At 55.0% G+C, this 19,145-nt stretch carries 17 protein-coding genes; 7 read left to right on the top strand and 10 right to left on the bottom strand.

Annotated elements, in window-relative coordinates; all coding sequences use genetic code 11:
• Window positions 1-68: 68 nt before the first annotated feature.
• From argO to tkt, 6 genes are all read right to left on the bottom strand, one after another.
• Window positions 69-704: an arginine exporter ArgO gene (gene argO / locus AC4IBF_RS03715; protein WP_133295118.1), complete on the bottom strand. Its 636-nt coding sequence runs from the start codon at window positions 702-704 to the stop codon at window positions 69-71.
• Between the two features lie 145 nt (window positions 705-849).
• A complete protein-coding gene (locus tag AC4IBF_RS03710; RefSeq protein ID WP_111963216.1) occupies window positions 850-1,704 on the bottom strand; it encodes a small-conductance mechanosensitive channel MscS in 855 nt (284 codons plus the stop codon).
• Between the two features lie 186 nt (window positions 1,705-1,890).
• Window positions 1,891-2,970: a class II fructose-bisphosphate aldolase gene (gene fbaA, locus AC4IBF_RS03705; RefSeq protein ID WP_008499731.1), complete on the bottom strand. Its 1,080-nt coding sequence runs from the start codon at window positions 2,968-2,970 to the stop codon at window positions 1,891-1,893.
• Between the two features lie 92 nt (window positions 2,971-3,062).
• A complete protein-coding gene (gene pgk, locus AC4IBF_RS03700) occupies window positions 3,063-4,226 on the bottom strand; it encodes a phosphoglycerate kinase (protein ID WP_023309116.1) in 1,164 nt (387 codons plus the stop codon).
• Between the two features lie 49 nt (window positions 4,227-4,275).
• Window positions 4,276-5,295, bottom strand: a complete 1,020-nt coding sequence (gene epd, locus AC4IBF_RS03695) for an erythrose-4-phosphate dehydrogenase (protein WP_115876238.1) — start codon at window positions 5,293-5,295, stop codon at window positions 4,276-4,278.
• A gap of 325 nt (window positions 5,296-5,620) precedes the next feature.
• Window positions 5,621-7,612, bottom strand: a complete 1,992-nt coding sequence (gene tkt, locus AC4IBF_RS03690; protein WP_111963218.1) for a transketolase — start codon at window positions 7,610-7,612, stop codon at window positions 5,621-5,623.
• A gap of 272 nt (window positions 7,613-7,884) precedes the next feature.
• Between tkt and loiP the strand changes: the two genes are divergently transcribed.
• On the top strand, window positions 7,885-8,643 hold the full coding sequence (loiP, locus tag AC4IBF_RS03685) for a metalloprotease LoiP (protein ID WP_021242066.1): 759 nt from the start codon (window positions 7,885-7,887) through the stop codon (window positions 8,641-8,643).
• A gap of 210 nt (window positions 8,644-8,853) precedes the next feature.
• On the top strand, window positions 8,854-10,122 hold the full coding sequence (locus AC4IBF_RS03680; protein ID WP_143345515.1) for an OprD family outer membrane porin: 1,269 nt from the start codon (window positions 8,854-8,856) through the stop codon (window positions 10,120-10,122).
• Window positions 10,123-10,174: 52 nt separating this feature from the next.
• Here AC4IBF_RS03680 and speB read toward each other — a convergent pair whose 3' ends face one another.
• From speB to AC4IBF_RS03660, 4 genes are all read right to left on the bottom strand, one after another.
• Complete coding sequence (gene speB / locus AC4IBF_RS03675; protein ID WP_008499737.1) at window positions 10,175-11,095, bottom strand: agmatinase; 921 nt, start codon at window positions 11,093-11,095, stop codon at window positions 10,175-10,177.
• Window positions 11,096-11,325: 230 nt separating this feature from the next.
• Window positions 11,326-13,302: a biosynthetic arginine decarboxylase gene (gene speA / locus AC4IBF_RS03670; RefSeq protein ID WP_008499744.1), complete on the bottom strand. Its 1,977-nt coding sequence runs from the start codon at window positions 13,300-13,302 to the stop codon at window positions 11,326-11,328.
• A gap of 8 nt (window positions 13,303-13,310) precedes the next feature.
• Window positions 13,311-13,442, bottom strand: a complete 132-nt coding sequence (yqgB, locus tag AC4IBF_RS03665; RefSeq protein ID WP_127312443.1) for an acid stress response protein YqgB — start codon at window positions 13,440-13,442, stop codon at window positions 13,311-13,313.
• 94 nt (window positions 13,443-13,536) lie between these two features.
• The gene (locus AC4IBF_RS03660) at window positions 13,537-13,680 is read right to left on the bottom strand and encodes a hypothetical protein (RefSeq protein WP_420314984.1); all 144 of its coding nucleotides are present in this window, start codon (window positions 13,678-13,680) and stop codon (window positions 13,537-13,539) included.
• A 425-nt stretch (window positions 13,681-14,105) separates the two neighbouring features.
• Between AC4IBF_RS03660 and metK the strand changes: the two genes are divergently transcribed.
• From metK to rsmE, 5 genes are all read left to right on the top strand, one after another.
• A complete protein-coding gene (gene metK / locus AC4IBF_RS03655; protein ID WP_014885184.1) occupies window positions 14,106-15,260 on the top strand; it encodes a methionine adenosyltransferase in 1,155 nt (384 codons plus the stop codon).
• 346 nt (window positions 15,261-15,606) lie between these two features.
• Window positions 15,607-17,004 (top strand): galactose/proton symporter, encoded by a 1,398-nt coding sequence (gene galP, locus AC4IBF_RS03650; RefSeq protein ID WP_111963220.1) that lies wholly within the window; start codon window positions 15,607-15,609, stop codon window positions 17,002-17,004.
• Window positions 17,005-17,062: 58 nt separating this feature from the next.
• Complete coding sequence (locus tag AC4IBF_RS03645) at window positions 17,063-17,560, top strand: SprT family zinc-dependent metalloprotease (protein ID WP_021242073.1); 498 nt, start codon at window positions 17,063-17,065, stop codon at window positions 17,558-17,560.
• A gap of 94 nt (window positions 17,561-17,654) precedes the next feature.
• Window positions 17,655-18,362 carry a deoxyribonuclease I gene (gene endA / locus AC4IBF_RS03640; protein ID WP_111963221.1) on the top strand — a complete coding sequence of 236 codons (708 nt, stop codon included), beginning with the start codon at window positions 17,655-17,657 and terminating at the stop codon, window positions 18,360-18,362.
• A 51-nt stretch (window positions 18,363-18,413) separates the two neighbouring features.
• A complete protein-coding gene (gene rsmE, locus AC4IBF_RS03635; RefSeq protein ID WP_136195093.1) occupies window positions 18,414-19,145 on the top strand; it encodes a 16S rRNA (uracil(1498)-N(3))-methyltransferase in 732 nt (243 codons plus the stop codon).

Here is a 19,145-nt window from a genome sequence, read left to right as displayed (position 1 = left end):
AGTGCCCATTAACAGGGCGCATGCCAGCAAGCTTAGCGGGTCTTGTTCAGTTGTCCATAAGACAAGGATTAGTTGAACAATTCCTGGACATGATGAATCCCCTCTTTCGCCAGTTGGAAAGCGATAAACCACATCACCAGGCCGACCAGGGTATTAATGATGCGCTGGGCTTTGGCCGTACGCAGGCGGGGCGCCAGCCATGCCGCCAGAATGGCGAGACCGAAGAACCACAGGAAAGAGGCGCTGATCGTACCGAGCGCAAACCAGCGCTTTGGCTCAACGTCCAGCTGTCCGCCCAGGCTGCCCAGCACCACAAAGGTGTCGAGATAAACATGCGGATTAAGCCAGGTGACCGCCAGCATGGTGACGATAATCTTCCAGCGGCCCTGCTTCATGACCTCCGCGCTCGCCAGCTCGAGGTTGCTGCTCATCGCCGTTTTCAGGGCACCAAAACCGTACCAGAGCAGAAACGCCACGCCGCCCCAGGTAACCAGCGCCAGCAGCCACGGAGACTGCATCAGAAGCGCGCTACCGCCAAAAATCCCGGCGCAGATCAGCAGTAAATCACTTACCGCGCACAGCAGGGCAATCATCAGATGGTAATGACGGCGGATGCCTTGATTCATCACGAATGCATTTTGCGGGCCGAGCGGAAGGATCATGGCCGCACCTAAGGCAAGCCCTTGAAAATAATAAGATAGCATGACGATTTTCTCGCAGTGTTGTTCTGGAGGCTGACTATACTGCGCGAATCACATTAGAGGAAATGGATAATATTAATTGGGTATTAGCGGAGCTTATGAAAGTAAAGCCCGGTGGCGCTTGCGCTTACCGGGCCTGCGGGAGAAGTTATTCTGCTTCTTTGACTTTTTTGACGTTTACGTCCATCTGCGGGTACGGGAAGCTGATGCCGTTGGCATCGAAGTCGCGCTTAATGCGTTCCAGCACGTCCCAGTACACGTTTTGCAGATCGCTGCTTTTGCTCCAGATGCGCACCACAAAGTTAATGGAGGAAGCACCGAGTTCGTTCAGGCGAACCGTCTGCTCTTTGTCTTTCAGAATGCGATCGTCTGAAGCAATGATATTAGTAATCAGCGACTTCACCTGATCGATATCGGAGTCATACGCCACGCTGATAATCAGTTCGTTACGACGCACCGGTTCACGGGAGAAGTTAATAATGTTGCCTGCAATGATTTTCCCGTTCGGCACGACCACAATGCGGCCATCAACGGTACGCATAGTGGTTGAGAAAATCTGCACCTGCAGCACGGTTCCGGCAATGCCGCCCAGGTCAACGTATTCGCCGGAGCGGAACGGACGGAAGGTGACCAGCAGCACGCCTGCCGCCAGGTTTGAAAGCGAGCCCTGCAGCGCCAGACCAATGGCCAGACCGGCGGCACCGAGAACGGCGATGACGGAGGCGGTCTGCACGCCCACACGGCCCAGCGCCGCAATCAGCGTAAAGGCGATGACGCCGTAGCGCACCAGTGCGGAGAGGAAGTCAGCCACCGTGGCGTCAATGTGACGGGCCAGCATCACGCGGTTAACCGCGTTCGATACGATACGCGCCACGATCATCCCGACGATGATGATGGCAATCGCCGCGACGATGTTCACTGCATAGCTCAGCAATAGCGCCTGGTTGCGTACCAGCCAGTTACCGGCGTTATTGATGCTGTCTACAACATCGAGTTGTTCCATTTATTCTTCCTTTTGTTAAACCAAAACACAAAATCCATCCCCCATGGAGACAGGCAGGTTCGTAAAGGGTAAACAAAAAGCGCCGGGTTTGCCAAACAGATCACAAAAACAGGTCTGGCAGGGTATTGAAAAAGCATAAAAAAAGGCCCGCATTTGCGGGCCTTCTGATGCTGTTAGCTGCTCAAATTACAGAACGTCGATCGCGTTCAGTTCTTTGAAAGCCTGCTCCAGACGGGTCACCATGGACGTCTGAGCAGCGCGCAGCCATACGCGTGGATCGTAGTATTTCTTGTTCGGCTGGTCTTCGCCTTTCGGGTTGCCCAGCTGGCCCTGCAGGTAAGCTTCGTTCGCTTTGTAGTACTGCAGGATACCGTCCCAGGTTGCCCACTGGGTATCGGTATCGATGTTCATTTTCACAACGCCGTAGCTTACGGAGTCTTTGATTTCCTGAGCAGAAGAACCTGAACCGCCGTGGAAGACGAAGTTCAGGCTGTTGTGCGGCAGGTTGTGTTTCTTAGACACGTATTCCTGAGAATCACGCAGGATGGTTGGGGTCAGAACCACGTTACCTGGTTTGTAAACGCCGTGTACGTTACCGAAGGACGCTGCAATGGTGAAGCGTGGGCTGATTTTGCTCAGCTCGGTGTAAGCGTAATCAACGTCTTCTGGCTGGGTGTACAGGGCAGAAGCGTCCATGTGGCTGTTGTCCACGCCGTCTTCTTCACCGCCGGTGCAGCCCAGTTCGATTTCCAGGGTCATGTCCATTTTGGCCATGCGCGCCAGGTACTTAGAGCAGATTTCGATGTTTTCGTGCAGTGACTCTTCAGACAGGTCGATCATGTGAGAAGAGAACAGTGGCTTTCCGGTTGCCGCGAAGTGTTTTTCACCCGCGTCCAGCAGACCGTCGATCCACGGCAGCAGTTTCTTCGCGCAGTGGTCAGTGTGCAGGATAACTGGAACACCGTAGTGTTCAGCCATCTGGTGAACGTGGTGCGCACCAGAGATAGCGCCCAGGATTGCAGCACCCTGAGGAATGTCAGTTTTCACGCCTTTACCTGCGATGAACGCAGCGCCGCCGTTAGAGAACTGAACGATAACTGGAGCTTTAACTTTAGCAGCAGTTTCCAGTACGGCGTTGATGGAGTCGGTACCCACGCAGTTAACTGCTGGCAGAGCAAAGTTGTTTTCTTTAGCTACCTGGAACACTTTCTGTACGTCATCACCAGTGATAACGCCAGGTTTTACGAAATCAAAAATTTTAGACATGTTGCTTAGTCCTGTATCTTCGGCCGTTAGAAAAGGTGCGAGCTCTTAAAAGCGCGCTGAAAATTGGGCAGGTTTCCCTGCCCTTGAATGGCTTACTTCTTAGCGCGCTCTTCGAGCATTGCTACTGCTGGCAGTACTTTGCCTTCCACGAATTCGAGGAATGCACCGCCGCCAGTGGAGATGTAGGAGATCTTGTCAGCGATACCGAACAGGTCGATTGCTGCCAGGGTGTCACCACCGCCTGCGATAGAGAACGCTTCGCTGTCTGCGATAGCGTTAGCAACGATTTCAGTACCTTTGCGGAAGTTCGGGAATTCGAACACGCCAACAGGACCGTTCCACAGGATAGTTTTTGCGTTTTTGAGGATTTCAGCCAGTTTCTGTGCAGAAACGTCGCCCAGGTCCAGAATCTGCTCTTCGTCTTTGATGTCGTTTACAGATTTCAGGGTCGCGGTTGCGGTTTCGGAGAACTCGGTCGCGACGCGAACGTCAGTTGGAACCGGGATATCACAGGTACCCAGCAGGCGTTTGGCTTCGTCAACCAGGTCTGCTTCGTACAGGGATTTACCGACGTTGTGGCCCTGAGCGGCAACGAAGGTATTCGCGATACCACCGCCAACGATCAGCTGGTCAGCGATTTTAGACAGGGAATCCAGAACGGTCAGTTTGGTAGAAACTTTAGAACCACCAACGATAGCCACCATCGGACGAGCTGGTTCTTTCAGTGCTTTACCCAGCGCTTCCAGTTCGTCAGCCAGCAGAGGACCGGCACACGCTACGTCTGCGAATTTACCGATACCGTGGGTTGACGCCTGTGCACGGTGAGCAGTACCGAAGGCATCCATCACGAATACGTCGCACAGTGCAGCGTATTTTTTGGACAGGGTTTCGTCGTCTTTCTTCTCGCCTTTGTTGAAGCGAACGTTTTCCAGAACAACCAGTTCACCGGCAGCCACTTCAACGCCGTCCAGGTAATCTTTTACCAGGCGAACCGGGTTGGACAGTTTGTCTTTCAGGTAATTAACCACTGGCAGCAGAGAGAACTCTTCGTTGTACTCGCCTTCAGTTGGACGACCCAGGTGGGAGGTGACCATCACTTTCGCGCCCTGCTTCAGAGCCAGTTCGATGGTTGGCAGAGATGCACGGATACGCGCGTCGCTGGTCACTTTGCCATCTTTAACCGGTACGTTCAGATCGGCACGGATGAAAACGCGTTTACCAGCCAGATCCAGATCGGTCATCTTAATTACAGACATGGTGAATCCTCTCGTTGATTCTTAAAGTTTTGCAGACGCACGATGCGTCTTACCTGAAACCTTGAGCGGCCATTGCTAACGTGGTGTCGAGCATTCGGTTAGCAAAGCCCCATTCGTTATCACACCAGACCAGCGTCTTGATAAGGTGTGCCCCACTGACTCTCGTTTGCGTACCATCGACGATGGCGCTGTGCGGGTCGTGGTTAAAATCTACTGAGACCAACGGTAATTCCGTATAGTCAACTATACCATGAAATGCCCCCTGTGCCGCTTTTTGCAGCAACAGGTTGACTTCACAGGCTTTTACAGGTTTTTTTACCGTCACGCTAAGGTCGATTGCGGTAACGTTAATCGTCGGAACACGCACGGCAATCGCTTCAAACCTGTCATTAAACTGCGGAAAAATTCGGGTGATCCCTGCCGCCAGTTTCGTATCTACCGGAATAATTGACTGGCTCGCCGCGCGAGTGCGTCGTAAATCCGGATGGTAGGCGTCGATAACCTGCTGATCGTGCATTGCGGAATGAATCGTGGTCACGGTGCCGGATTCAATGCCATACGCATCGTCTAAAAGTTTGATGACCGGAATAATGCAGTTGGTGGTACAGGAGGCGTTGGAAACAATGCGGTGTTCGGCCTGCAGCTCATGCTGGTTGACGCCAAACACGACTGTCGCGTCGAGGTCATTACTGCCGGGATGAGAAAACAGGACTTTTTTCGCGCCTGCAGCCAGATGCGCTTCGCCGTGTTCGCGGTTGCCATAAACACCGGTACAGTCAAGCACGACATCCACACCCAGTTCACGCCAGGGTAGCCCGGAAATGCTGTTCTCATGCAGAACACGAATAGCGTCATCACCCACAAAAAGCAGATCTCTTTCCTGGCGCACATCCCAGGCGAAACGTCCGTGGCTGGTGTCATACTTCAATAAATGCGCCATGCCCGCAGCATCCGCCAGTTCATTGATTGCCACCACGGTTATTTCCGCCCGACGTCCGGATTCATACAAAGCACGAACCACGTTACGCCCGATGCGACCGAAGCCATTAATCGCTACGCGTACGGTCATAGATCTCCTGCAAAGCAATCCCTGAGTTTGAGGTGGCTGAAAGAGTAATCCAGCTACGCCCGAAGGGGAATCCTTGCTGTCACAAACTGCGATTGATTGGTCAATTGTCGAACATTTAATCGACTGAAACGCTTCAGCAAGAATAAGCGAATCGGGGAATAAAAGGAATGTCTGTCCAGATGAATAAGCGAGCTATATGACTTGCGTCACATTTTAGGTGGAATAATGACGCAAAAAAAGCCGGGTGGCGCGCTAGCGCTTACCCGGCCTACTTTCGAGCCATTTGTAGACCCGGTAAGCGTAGCGCCACCGGGCAAAACGGCGATTACAGCAGTTCTTTCGCTTTCGCGACAACGTTCTCAACGGTGAAGCCGAACTCTTCGAACAGCTGCTCTGCCGGAGCAGACTCACCGAAGGTGGTCATACCGACGATGGCACCGTTCAGGCCCACGTATTTGAACCAGTAATCAGCGATACCCGCTTCCACTGCCACACGCGCGGAAACCGCTTTAGGCAGAACGGATTCACGGTAAGCGGCATCCTGCTTGTCAAACGCATCGGTAGACGGCATGGAGACCACGCGCGCCTTCACGCCTTCGGCAGTCAGTTTTTCCCATGCGGCAACAGCCAGCTCAACTTCAGAACCGGTAGCGATGAAGATCAGCTCAGGCTGGCCCGCGCAATCTTTCAGCACGTAACCACCGCGAGCGATGTTTGCCAGCTGCTCAGGGGTACGCTCCTGCTGCGCCAGGTTCTGACGGGAGAGGATCAGCGCGGTTGGACCGTCCTTACGCTCAACGCCGTATTTCCACGCCACCGCGGATTCAACCTGGTCACATGGACGCCATGTGCTCATGTTCGGGGTCACGCGCAGGGAAGCCACCTGCTCTACCGGCTGGTGAGTTGGGCCGTCTTCGCCCAGACCGATGGAGTCGTGGGTGTAGACCATCACCTGACGCTGTTTCATCAGCGCCGCCATACGCACGGCGTTACGGGCATATTCAACGAACATCAGGAAGGTAGAGGTGTACGGCAGGAAACCGCCGTGCAGGGAGATACCGTTGGCAATCGCGGTCATACCGAATTCACGTACACCGTAATGGATGTAGTTACCGGCAGTATCTTCGTTGATTGGCTTAGAACCAGACCACAGAGTCAGGTTAGATGGCGCCAGGTCAGCGGAGCCGCCCAGGAATTCTGGCAGCCATGGGCCGAACGCTTCAATCGCATTCTGAGACGCTTTACGGCTCGCGATTTTAGACGGGTTCGCCTGCAGCTTAGCGATAAACTCGTTCGCTTTCGCGTCGAAGTCAGACGGCATGTCACCTTTCATACGACGGGTGAATTCAGCCGCTTCCTGTGGGAAGGCTTTCGCGTAAGCAGCGAACTTCTCGTTCCAGGCCGCTTCTTTCGCCTGGCCTACTTCTTTTGCATCCCACTGAGCGTAAATCTCTGATGGGATTTCGAATGCAGGGTGTTTCCAGCCCAGCGCTTCGCGGGTCAGTGCGATTTCTGCATCACCCAGCGGCGCGCCGTGGGAGTCGTGCGTACCCGCTTTGTTCGGTGAACCGAAGCCGATGATGGTTTTGCACATCAGCAGGGACGGCTTGTCCGTCACCGCGCGCGCTTCTTCCACTGCACGTTTAATCGAGTCAGCATCGTGACCATCAACGCCACGCACAACGTGCCAGCCGTAGGCTTCGAAACGTGCTGCGGTGTCGTCGGTGAACCAGCCTTCAACGTGACCGTCGATGGAGATACCGTTGTCGTCATAGAACGCAACCAGTTTACCCAGCTTCAGGGTACCTGCCAGGGAGCACACTTCGTGAGAAATGCCTTCCATCATGCAGCCGTCGCCCATGAACGCGTAGGTGAAGTGGTCAACGATGTCGTGACCAGGCCGGTTGAACTGCGCCGCCAGGGTCTTCTCTGCAATCGCCATACCCACGGCGTTAGCAATACCCTGACCCAGCGGGCCGGTGGTGGTTTCTACGCCAGCGGTGTAGCCCACTTCCGGGTGACCTGGAGTTTTGGAGTGCAGCTGACGGAAGTTTTTCAGCTCTTCGATAGGCAGATCGTAGCCGGTGAGGTGCAGCAGGCTATAGATCAGCATAGAGCCGTGGCCGTTGGACAGCACGAAGCGGTCGCGGTCAGCCCATGACGGGTTCTGCGGGTTGTGGTTCAGGAAATCACGCCACAGGACTTCGGCGATATCAGCCATACCCATAGGGGCCCCTGGGTGGCCGGATTTGGCTTTCTGAACTGCGTCCATGCTCAGCGCACGAATAGCATTAGCAAGCTCTTTACGTGAGGACATTTTAACTCCAGATCGGACTGTTAAAGGCCATGCCCTTGACGACAGCGCGTTTTGGGCTACGCCGGAAAAAAGTGCCAACAATGTAACCCAAGCGGCATGCCATGTACATGGACCATTCTTTTGCAGCTTAAGAAATCTCTGGATCATGCTCGCATGTTGCGCAATCTACTCGCCCGGCCCTGTAGATATTCCTTATACTTAGCCCGACACCGGCTTCGCTGACGGTGACCTTTTCGGATTTTATTCAGATTAACGAGTACGGAAGCAACCTCATGAAAATGCGTGCAATAGTGCTGGCCCTGGGTACAACGCTCCTGCTGAGCGGCTGTCAGAATATGGATTCTAACGGTCTGATGACGTCAGGGGCAGAGGCCTTTCAGGCCTATTCCCTGAGCGATGCGCAGGTGAAAGCGCTGAGCGACCAGGCCTGTAAAGATATGGACGGAAAAGCCACGCTTGCGCCGGCCAACAGTACCTACACGCAGCGTCTGAATAAGATTGCTTCCGCGCTGGGCGATAACATCAACGGCCAGCCGGTGAACTACAAGGTGTACATGGCGAAAGACGTCAACGCCTTCGCGATGGCGAACGGCTGTATCCGCGTCTACAGCGGACTGATGGACATGATGACCGACAATGAAGTGGAAGCGGTTATCGGCCATGAAATGGGCCACGTTGCCCTGGGCCACGTGAAGAAAGGGATGCAGGTTGCCCTGGGCACCAATGCCATCCGCGCAGCGGCGGCCTCTGCAGGCGGTATCGTTGGCAGCCTGTCGCAGTCACAGCTTGGGGACGTGGGTGAAAAGCTGGTTAACTCTCAGTTCTCACAGCGTCAGGAGTCCGAGGCGGATGACTACTCCTACGATCTGTTGCGCAAACGCGGCATTAATCCATCAGGCTTAGCCACCAGCTTCGAAAAACTGGCCAAGCTGGAAGCCGGACGTCAAAGCTCCATGTTTGACGATCACCCGGCCTCAGAAGAACGCGCACAGCATATTCGCGACCGTATGGCCGCAGACGGAATTAAATAATTTCAGAAGGAGGCAGTTTTGCCTCCTTTTTATTTCGCATGAATTGTTAACTTAACAGCACGTATCGATAACACCCCTGAAAGCCCCGCCAAATCTGCCCTATGACATTGAAATGTCTGGTCACATAATTATTGCAAAGGTCACTTTTTCCGGTAATTATCACCTCCGCAGTTATTCAAATTAATATATCCAGACAGAGACGTTCCCTCCGTGAAAAAAGAATTATCATTAGTTGCTTTAAGCTTATTTGCCGCATTACCTGCCGCTGCAAGCCAGCAATCCGACAGCCAGGGTTTTATTGACGACAGCCGTCTGGACCTGTTTTTCCGCAATGCGTATATCAGCCGCGACTACCATCAGGGCCAGCAGGACAAAGCCGAATGGGGTCAGGGGATCATCGCCACGTTTGCATCCGGCTATACCGAAGGGCTGGTGGGCTTTGGTGTGGACGGTATTGCTCAATACGGCGTGCGCCTGGACGGCGGTCGCGGCAAAAGCGGCGCAGGCGGCATCGACTTCTTTAAGCAGGAAGACGACGGCCGGGCAAAATCCGATCTGGCAAAGTTTGGCGCAACCGCCAAAATGCGCATCTCGAATACCGTACTGAGCTACGGGAATCAGCGTCCTGAATTGCCTATCGTCAATGCCGACAGCTCTCGCCTGCTGTTTGAAAGCTACACCGGCGCTATGCTGACCTCAAAAGAGATCGACGGTCTGGAAATCAACGCCGGTTATTTCACCGACGAGCAGCGTAAAAGTGACGATCGCCACGACAGCGGACTGAAGAGCCTCTCCTTCGGCGGCGCGAGCTACCAGTTTAACGACCAGTTCAGCGGCGCGCTTTACGCCTCTCATAATGAAGAGGTGATGAACAAGCAGTACCTGGGCCTGAACTTCAAGCAGCCGTTCAGCACCGGACAGCAGCTGGTGCTCGACTTCAACGGCTATAACTCCCGTCTCGACCAGGGTTACGCGGACAGCCTCGATACGGGCCGCAGCAACGCTATCTGGAGCCTGGCGGCGAGCTACATCTGGGATATTCACACGTTCAAAGTAGCGTACCAGCAGAGCAGCGGCAGCACCGGCTACAACTACGGCGGCTATCGTGACAAGGGCGGCGTGGGTGACGGTGGTAACACCATCTGGCTGGCGAACTCCTACTGGTCAGATTTTAACGGCGAAGATGAACGTTCATGGCAGGCTTCCTACGGTCTGGACTTTAGCGGCCTTGGCTTACCGGGCCTGAGCTGGACCACCGCCTACGTGCGTGGCGATAACATCAAAACCTCTGAAACCAGCAACGGCAAAGAGCACGAGTGGTTTAACCAGATCCAGTACCAGGTGCAGGATGGTCCGGCTAAGGATCTGAAGCTTAAACTGCGCTACTCCGTCCTGCGCGTCTCCAGCAATGCCAGCGAGTACAACGTGGGCGGGGACGAGATCCGCGCTTACGTGGAATACCCGTTTAACGTGTTCTAAAGGCAATAAAAAACCTCTCAATAGAGAGGTTTTTTTTCACGCCAGGCGAGGCTTATTCGCCTTTTTTAGCTGCCTGAATGTAGAGCATTTCCAGTGCCAGGGTCGCTGCGGCCAGCGCAGTGATCTCGGACTGGTCATAGGCAGGCGCCACTTCCACCACGTCCATCCCGACAATGTTCAGATCCTTCAGGCCGCGCACCAGCTTGATGGCACGATCTGAGGTCAAACCGCCGATGACCGGCGTACCGGTACCGGGAGCAAATGCCGGATCCAGGCAGTCGATGTCGAAGGTCAGATAGACAGGCATATCACCCACAATCTGCTTCACCTGAGCGAGGATGTCATCCACGCCGCGGTCGTTAACCTGACCCGCATCCAGCACGGTGAAGCCGTTATCTTTGTCGAACTCGGTGCGAATACCGATCTGCACGGAGTGGTTCGGGTCGATCAGACCTTCGTTCGGCGCGGTAAAGAACATGGTGCCGTGGTCAAACTCACAGCCGTTCGCGTAGGTGTCGGTATGCGCATCAAAGTGTACCAGCGCCATTTTACCGAAGTGCTTCGCGTGGGCGCGCAGCAGCGGCAGGGTCACGAAGTGGTCGCCGCCGAAGGAGAGCATGCGCTTACCGGCAGCCAGCAGCTTCTCGGCGTGCGCCTGCAGCTTTTCGCTCATCTCACGCGCGTCGCCGAAGGCATACACCAGGTCACCGCAGTCCACCACGTTCAGGCGCTCGCGCATGTCGAAGTTCCACGGGAAGCGGTTGTGCTCCCAGGCCAGGTTAGTGGAAACCTGACGGATCGCCGCCGGGCCGTGACGACCACCCGCGCGGCCAGATGTCGCCATATCGAACGGCACGCCGGTGATCACCCAGTCAGCGTCGCTGTCGTACGGCTGGAAGTTCATCGGAAGGCGTAAAAAACCAAACGCGTTAGATACCAGAGAGTTATCGTACTGATGACCTAAAGTGCTCATGTCCTGACCTCTTTTAAAGTCGATACATTAAAAACAGATGAAAAAAAATCCCCTCCGCGTCGTTAAACCCGACGAGGAAGGGATTGATTCGTAAATCGCTTATTAGGGCGAATTATCGCCGGTAATGCATACGGGTTCAAGTGAGTATAGCATTCTGCCGGATGGCGGCTTCGCCTTATCCGGCCTACATTCGTAGGCCTGGTAAGCGCAGCGCCACCGGGCATCAACGACTATTCGTCTTCCAGATACGTATATCCGTACAGACCCGCTTCAAACTCTTCCAGGAACTGCTGCTGGAGCGCGTCGTCCAGACCGGTGTTTTTCACCTGATCGCGGAACTGTGTCAGCAGGGTTTTCGGATCGAGCTGAACGTATTCCAGCATGTCCGCCACGGTGTCCCCTTCATCGGACAGCTCAACTTCCACGCTGCCGTCAGGGAACACGAACACGTCCACCGCTTCGGTATCACCGAACAGGTTATGCATGTTGCCGAGGATCTCCTGATACGCGCCGACCATAAAGAAGCCCAGCATCGGCGGGTTCTCCGGGTCGTATTCCGGCATTGGCATTGTCGTTGCGATGCCGTCGCCGTCAACGTAGTGGTCGATAGCACCGTCGGAATCGCAGGTAATGTCCAGCAGCACCGCGCGACGTTCCGGGGCGTGGTTCAGCCCTTCCAGCGGCAGAACCGGGAACAGCTGATCGATACCCCAGGCATCCGGCATCGACTGGAACAGCGAGAAGTTGACGTAAATCTTATCCGCCATACGCTCCTGCAGCTCGTCGATAATCGGACGGTGCGCGCGGTTGCTCGGGTCGAGCTGTTTCTGCACTTCATGGCACATGTTCAGATAGAGCTGCTCCGCCCACGCGCGCTCCTGCAGGCTGAAGGTGCCTGAAGAATAGCCCACGTGAATATCGTGCAGGTCCATCTGGCTGTCGTGCAGCCATTCGCGCAGGGAACGACGCGTGCCCGGCTCGTGCATCTCCTGCCAGGTTTCCCACATGCTCTGCAGGGAACGCGGCGCATCGTCTGCCGGCGGCGTCGCTTCGGTGGTTTCGCTGCGCTCAACGCCGATGATGTTCGAGACCAGCACCGTATGGTGCGCGGTGACCGCGCGACCGGATTCGGTGATCACCGTCGGGTGCGGCAGGCCGTTCTCTTCACAGGCATCGCCGATAGCCCAGATGATGTTGTTCGCATATTCGTTCAGGCCGTAGTTCACGGAGCAGTCAGACTGCGAGCGGGTCCCTTCGTAGTCCACGCCCAGGCCGCCGCCCACGTCGAAGCACTGAATATTTACGCCAAGCTTATGCAGCTCAACGTAGAAACGCGCTGACTCACGCACGCCGGTCGCAATATCGCGAATGTTGGCCATCTGCGAGCCGAGGTGGAAGTGCAGCAGCTGAATGCTGTCCAGACGACCGCGCTCGCGCAGGATTTCCACCAGCTGCAGTACCTGGTTTGCCGCCAGGCCGAACTTGGATTTTTCGCCGCCGGAGGACTGCCATTTGCCGGAACCCTGTGACGCCAGACGCGCACGCACGCCAAGGCGTGGCACCACGTTCAGACGCTCGGCCTCTTCCAGCACGATGGCGATTTCGGTCATCTTTTCGATAACCAGATAGACCTTGTGGCCCATCTTCTCGCCAATCAGCGCCAGACGAATGTATTCACGGTCTTTATAGCCGTTACAGACGATCACTGAACGGGTCATGCCCGCATGCGCCAGAACCGCCATCAGTTCCGCTTTGGAACCTGCTTCCAGACCCAGCGGCTCGCCGGAGTGGATCAGAGATTCAATTACGCGGCGGTGCTGGTTCACCTTGATCGGGTAAACCAGGAAGTAGTCACCTTTATAACCGTAGGACTCACGCGCGCGCTTAAACGCGGCGTTAATCGAACGCAGGCGATGTTGCAGGATCTGCGGGAAGCAGAACAGTGCAGGCAAACGCTGGCCCTGAGCTTCACGGGCTTTAACCAGCTTCGCGAGATCCACGCGCGCTTCAGGGACGTCCGGATCCGGGCAGACGCTGATGTGGCCCAGTTCGTTGACGTCGTAATAGTTATTGCCCCACCAGGCAATATTGTAAGTGCGCAGCATCTTGCTGGCTTCCTCGGAGCTCATCGCAACCTCCTGCATAGAACGTAGTACACCCTGTTCGCCCGCTGACGAAGGCGAAAAAGAAGACATGTCGTCAGACATAGCGAACCTCAACTCTTTGTATTAAGTGTAAAACAGTTGACTACTATCGCAGCGTTATACGGCGATAACAACCCATAAACGGCTCCGTTTCCCAGCAGAGTATGCTGAAATCCAGACCGTGCGACCGGTTTCTTATTCATATCATTGTAAAACACGTATCCGAACTCTGTATGACAAGGTTCGGCGAAACCACGAGAAAACTCTTGTATTAACAAGAGCGCCCTTGTTCAGTTTTCACAAAGCGCGACCGGCCCTGGAATCCTGAGAAGCGCCGAGATGGGTATAACATCGGCAGGTTTGCAGACTAAAAATGCGGGTTGCGGGAATCAAATGCGCGCCAGAACGGCTGCGCTGAATTAGCGGAAAACGATGGTTCATTATCTCGTATCACCTCCACGGCCGCTTCTGCTGAAACGGACCCCAAGCCAAAGCTAAAAGTTCACTGCTTAACCCGGCTGGAAGTGGCGACACGATGAGTTCATCGAGCGCTTATTTTATATGAGCCGCGCGCCGCGTTTTATACCGAGAAGGGGGCTAAAAAGCAAAACAAAAATGCGCGTGTTGCCGGGGCCGTCAGGAATTATTGCCAGCAGCAATTTCAACTGAGTGAGAGGTTAGTCAAAAAAAACTGGAAATCGGGCGAAGAAGTGACCTAAAATAGCCATCCAGATGTTAATCCATCTATACTGATTAACACTCATACTGCCAGTGTCAAAAACCTGCAGGCCTTGGTAGAATTATCTCCTTTGGCTATTCCACACAGCAGCTTGAGCTAACCAAATTCCTCTTAGGTGAAATAAAACATGGCAAAACACCTGTTTACGTCCGAGTCCGTATCAGAAGGACATCCTGATAAAATTGCTGACCAAATCTCCGATGCGGTGCTGGATGCGATCCTGGCGCAGGATCCTAAAGCGCGCGTAGCGTGTGAAACCTATGTCAAAACCGGCATGGTTCTGGTTGGCGGTGAGATCACCACCAGCGCATGGGTTGATATCGAAGAGATCACCCGTAACACGGTGCGTGAGATCGGCTATGTGCATTCTGATATGGGTTTTGATGCCAACTCCTGCGCGGTACTGAGCGCAATTGGCAAACAGTCTCCGGATATCAACCAGGGCGTTGACCGTGCCGATCCGCTGGAACAGGGCGCGGGCGACCAGGGTCTGATGTTCGGCTATGCAACCAACGAAACCGACGTGCTGATGCCAGCACCGGTCACCTACGCACACCGTCTGGTGCAGCGTCAGGCAGAAGTGCGTAAAAACGGCACCCTGCCGTGGCTGCGCCCGGATGCGAAAAGCCAGGTCACCTTCCAGTATGACGACGGCAAAATCGTCGGTATTGACGCGGTGGTTCTGTCTACCCAGCATTCCGAAGAAATCGATCAGAAATCCCTGCAGGAAGCAGTGATGGAAGAGATCATCAAGCCGGTTCTGCCTACCGAATGGCTGAGCTCTGCGACCAAATTCTTCATCAACCCAACCGGACGCTTTGTTATCGGCGGCCCAATGGGTGACTGCGGTCTGACAGGTCGTAAAATCATCGTTGATACCTACGGCGGCATGGCGCGTCACGGTGGCGGTGCGTTCTCCGGTAAAGATCCGTCTAAAGTTGACCGTTCTGCGGCGTACGCGGCACGTTATGTGGCGAAAAACATCGTTGCTGCCGGCCTGGCTGACCGCTGTGAGATTCAGGTCTCCTACGCAATCGGCGTGGCTGAACCCACCTCCATCATGGTGGAAACCTTCGGTACCGAGAAAGTGCCTTCAGAACAGCTGACCCTGCTGGTGCGCGAGTTCTTCGACCTGCGTCCATACGGCCTGATTCAGATGCTGGATCTGCTGCACCCAATCTACAAAGAAACCGCTGCATACGGTCACTTTGGTCGTGAACATTTCCCATGGGAAAAAACCGACAAAGCCGCTCTGCTGCGTGAAGCTGCCGGTCTGAAGTAATCGACTGACATCGCTTTTAAAAGGCCAGCCTTCGGGCTGGCCTTTTTTTGTCGGGTGGCGATATTTGGAACCGATTACACCGCACCGGACATCCCGTGCTTTCAGAATATTCTCTTTGCACGATCGACTTTCTTCTGCTGTTACATTCCCTTTCAGTTAAGTCTGAAATGTGTCCTTTCGCGATGCATATCACCTCATTTACCTCTATATTTTCAAAGCTTTAATTTTATTTACGGTTGCAAAGCTGTGTAACCGATTACACCTATGTGATTAATCTCACATATTTTTGCGGGTCGCTCACCTACCCTTAACATCAATAAAACTGATAACCCAACTGGAGGGCATAATGCCTGACAATAAAAAACAGGGGCGTACGTCCAACAAGGCGATGACATTCTTCGTCTGTTTCCTCGCCGCCCTGGCAGGATTACTTTTTGGCCTGGATATCGGCGTGATTGCCGGTGCATTACCTTTCATTACAGAAGAGTTCCAGATCAGCGCTCACACCCAGGAGTGGGTGGTTAGCTCAATGATGTTTGGCGCGGCCGTCGGGGCCGTCGGCAGCGGCTGGCTCTCCTTTAAGCTCGGACGTAAAAAGAGCCTGATGATCGGCGCGATCCTGTTCGTTGCCGGCTCACTCTTCTCTGCCGCAGCGCCTAACGTTGAGGTCCTGCTGGTTTCCCGCGTGCTGCTTGGTCTGGCCGTGGGCGTGGCGTCCTATACCGCCCCGCTTTACCTGTCTGAAATTGCGCCGGAGAAAATCCGCGGCAGTATGATTTCCATGTACCAGCTGATGATCACCATTGGTATCCTGGGCGCGTACCTTTCCGATACGGCGTTTAGCTACAGCGGCGCATGGCGCTGGATGCTCGGCGTGATCATCATCCCTGCGGTTCTGCTGCTGATTGGCGTCTTCTTCCTGCCGGACAGCCCTCGCTGGTTTGCTGCAAAACGTCGATTCCACGATGCAGAACGCGTGCTGATGCGCCTGCGCGATACCAGCGCGGAAGCGAAAAACGAGCTGGAAGAGATCCGCGAAAGCCTGAAGGTCAAACAGTCCGGCTGGGCGCTGTTTAAAGAGAACAGCAACTTCCGTCGCGCCGTTTTCCTCGGCGTACTGCTGCAGGTGATGCAGCAGTTCACGGGGATGAACGTCATCATGTACTACGCGCCCAAAATCTTTGAGCTGGCGGGTTATACCAACACCACCGAGCAGATGTGGGGGACCGTCATCGTGGGTCTGACCAACGTGCTGGCGACCTTTATCGCCATCGGTCTGGTGGACCGCTGGGGACGTAAGCCAACCCTGACGCTAGGCTTCCTTGTGATGGCGGCAGGCATGGGGGTCCTCGGTACTATGATGCATGTGGGCATTCACTCCCCAACCGCCCAGTACTTTGCGGTAGGCATGCTGCTGATGTTTATCGTCGGGTTTGCGATGAGCGCCGGTCCGCTGATCTGGGTGCTGTGCTCTGAGATCCAGCCGCTGAAAGGACGTGATTTTGGCATCACCTGCTCTACCGCAACCAACTGGATTGCCAACATGATCGTCGGCGCAACGTTCCTGACCATGCTCAATACCCTGGGCAACGCCAACACCTTCTGGGTTTACGCCGGTCTGAACATCTTCTTTATTGTGCTGACCATCTGGCTGGTTCCAGAAACCAAACATGTGTCCCTGGAGCATATTGAACGTAATTTGATGAAAGGTCGTCCTCTGCGCGAAATCGGCGCCCACGACTAATCCTCACTCGGGAGGTGCCTCTTGCACCTCCCCGCTTCGCGCTTTATGCTCTGCCCCTATGAAAGCACCCCGTCTCCCCATCGCCATTCAGCAGGCCGTTATGCGCAGCCTGCGGGAAAAGCTCGCCCAGGCGAACCTGAAGCTCGGGCGCAACTACCCTGAACCCAAACTCGTCTACCAGCAGCGTGGCACCTCGGCCGGTACCGCCTGGCTCGAGTCGTATGAGATCCGCCTTAACCCGGTGCTGATGATGGAAAACCAGCAGGCGTTTATCGATGAAGTGGTGCCGCACGAGCTGGCGCATCTGCTGGTGTGGAAGCACTTCGGGCGCGTCGCCCCCCACGGAAAAGAGTGGAAGTGGATGATGGAGGCGGTGCTCGGCGTTCCGGCGCGCCGTACCCACCAGTTCGAGCTGGAGTCGGTGCGCCGCAATACCTTCCCCTACCGCTGTCAGTGCCAGCAGCACCAGCTTACCGTCCGTCGCCATAATCGCGTGGTGCGCGGCGAGGCGACCTACCGCTGCGTCAAATGCGGCGAGCCGCTGGTTGCGGAATAATCATTTGAACTTTCAGGAACTTTCCTGATCTGACTGATTGCATACAGGAACAACATTCGTTACGTTGCGGGCTCGTTTTGACACGGAGTGTAAGATGTCCCGTAATTTTTCTCTCGCGGTCGCCTTTCTGACGACGGCGCTCTCAGGCCATGCTCTGGCCGACGGTATCAACAGTTTTTCCCAGGCCAAGGCCGCAGGCGTGAAGGTGAACGCCGATGTGCCGGGCGATTTCTACTGCGGCTGTAAAATTAACTGGCAGGGTAAAAAAGGGGTCGTTGACCTTGAGTCCTGCGGCTACAAGGTGCGTAAAAACGAAAACCGCGCCAGCCGTATTGAATGGGAACATGTCGTTCCGGCATGGCAGTTTGGCCACCAGCGCCAGTGCTGGCAGGATGGCGGACGTAAAAACTGTGCCAAAGACCCGGTTTACCGCCAGATGGAAAGCGACATGCATAACCTGCAGCCCGCGGTGGGCGAAGTGAACGGCGACCGGGGTAACTTCATGTACAGCCAGTGGAACGGTGGCGAAGGCCAGTACGGCCAGTGCGGTATGAAGATTGATTTTAAAGAGAAAGTCGCCGAGCCCCCTGCCCGCGCGCGCGGCAGCATTGCCCGCACCTACTTCTATATGCGTGACCGTTACGATCTCACTCTCTCCCGCCAGCAGACGCAGCTGTTCAACGCCTGGGACAAGCAGTATCCGGTGACGGAGTGGGAATGCCAGCGCGACGACCGTATCGCCAGAGTCCAGGGGAATCACAACCCTTACGTCCAGCGGGCTTGCCAGGCGCAAAAGAGCTAACCTACACTACGGCAATTCGCTTATATCGCATGACACATGGAATTTCTGACTATGCGCATTCCCCGCATTTACCACCCTGAACTGATTACCGCAGGACGCGAAATCGCCCTGTCTGATGACGCCGCCAACCACGTTGGCCGCGTGCTGCGCATGGCCGCCGGTCAGGCAATCCAGCTGTTCGACGGCTCGAACCAGGTGTTCGACGCCGAAATTACGCGGGCAGATAAAAAAAGCGTACACGTGAACGTCCTGCGCGGTGAAGTGGATGACCGGGAATCACCGCTGCACATTCATCTGGGCCAGGTCATGTCGCGCGGTGAGAAAATGGAGTTCACCATTCAGAAATCCATTGAACTGGGTGTAAGCCTCATTACGCCACTTTTTTCTGAGCGCTGTGGCGTTAAACTGGACGCGGAACGTCTGAACAAAAAGATCCAGCAGTGGCAGAAAATTGCCATTGCGGCTTGCGAACAGAGTGGCCGGAACCGTATTCCGGAGATCCGCCCGGCGATGGATCTGGAGGAATGGTGTGCAGAAGAGGACAGTGGGCTGAAGCTCAATCTTCATCCGCGCGCCAGCGCCAGCATCAATACGCTACCGCTGCCCGTTGAGCGCGTTCGCCTGCTGATTGGCCCCGAAGGCGGCCTGTCGGCGGACGAAATTGCGATGACGGCACGTTACCAGTTTACTGATATTCTGTTGGGACCTCGCGTTCTGCGCACTGAGACAACGGCACTCACGGCCATTACCGCGCTACAGGTACGGTTTGGCGATCTGGGTTGA

Source organism: Enterobacter sp. Taxon_8, assembly GCF_058354585.1.
Note: the sequence above shows the minus strand (reverse complement) of the source record. Positions and strands in the feature narration are given on the sequence as shown.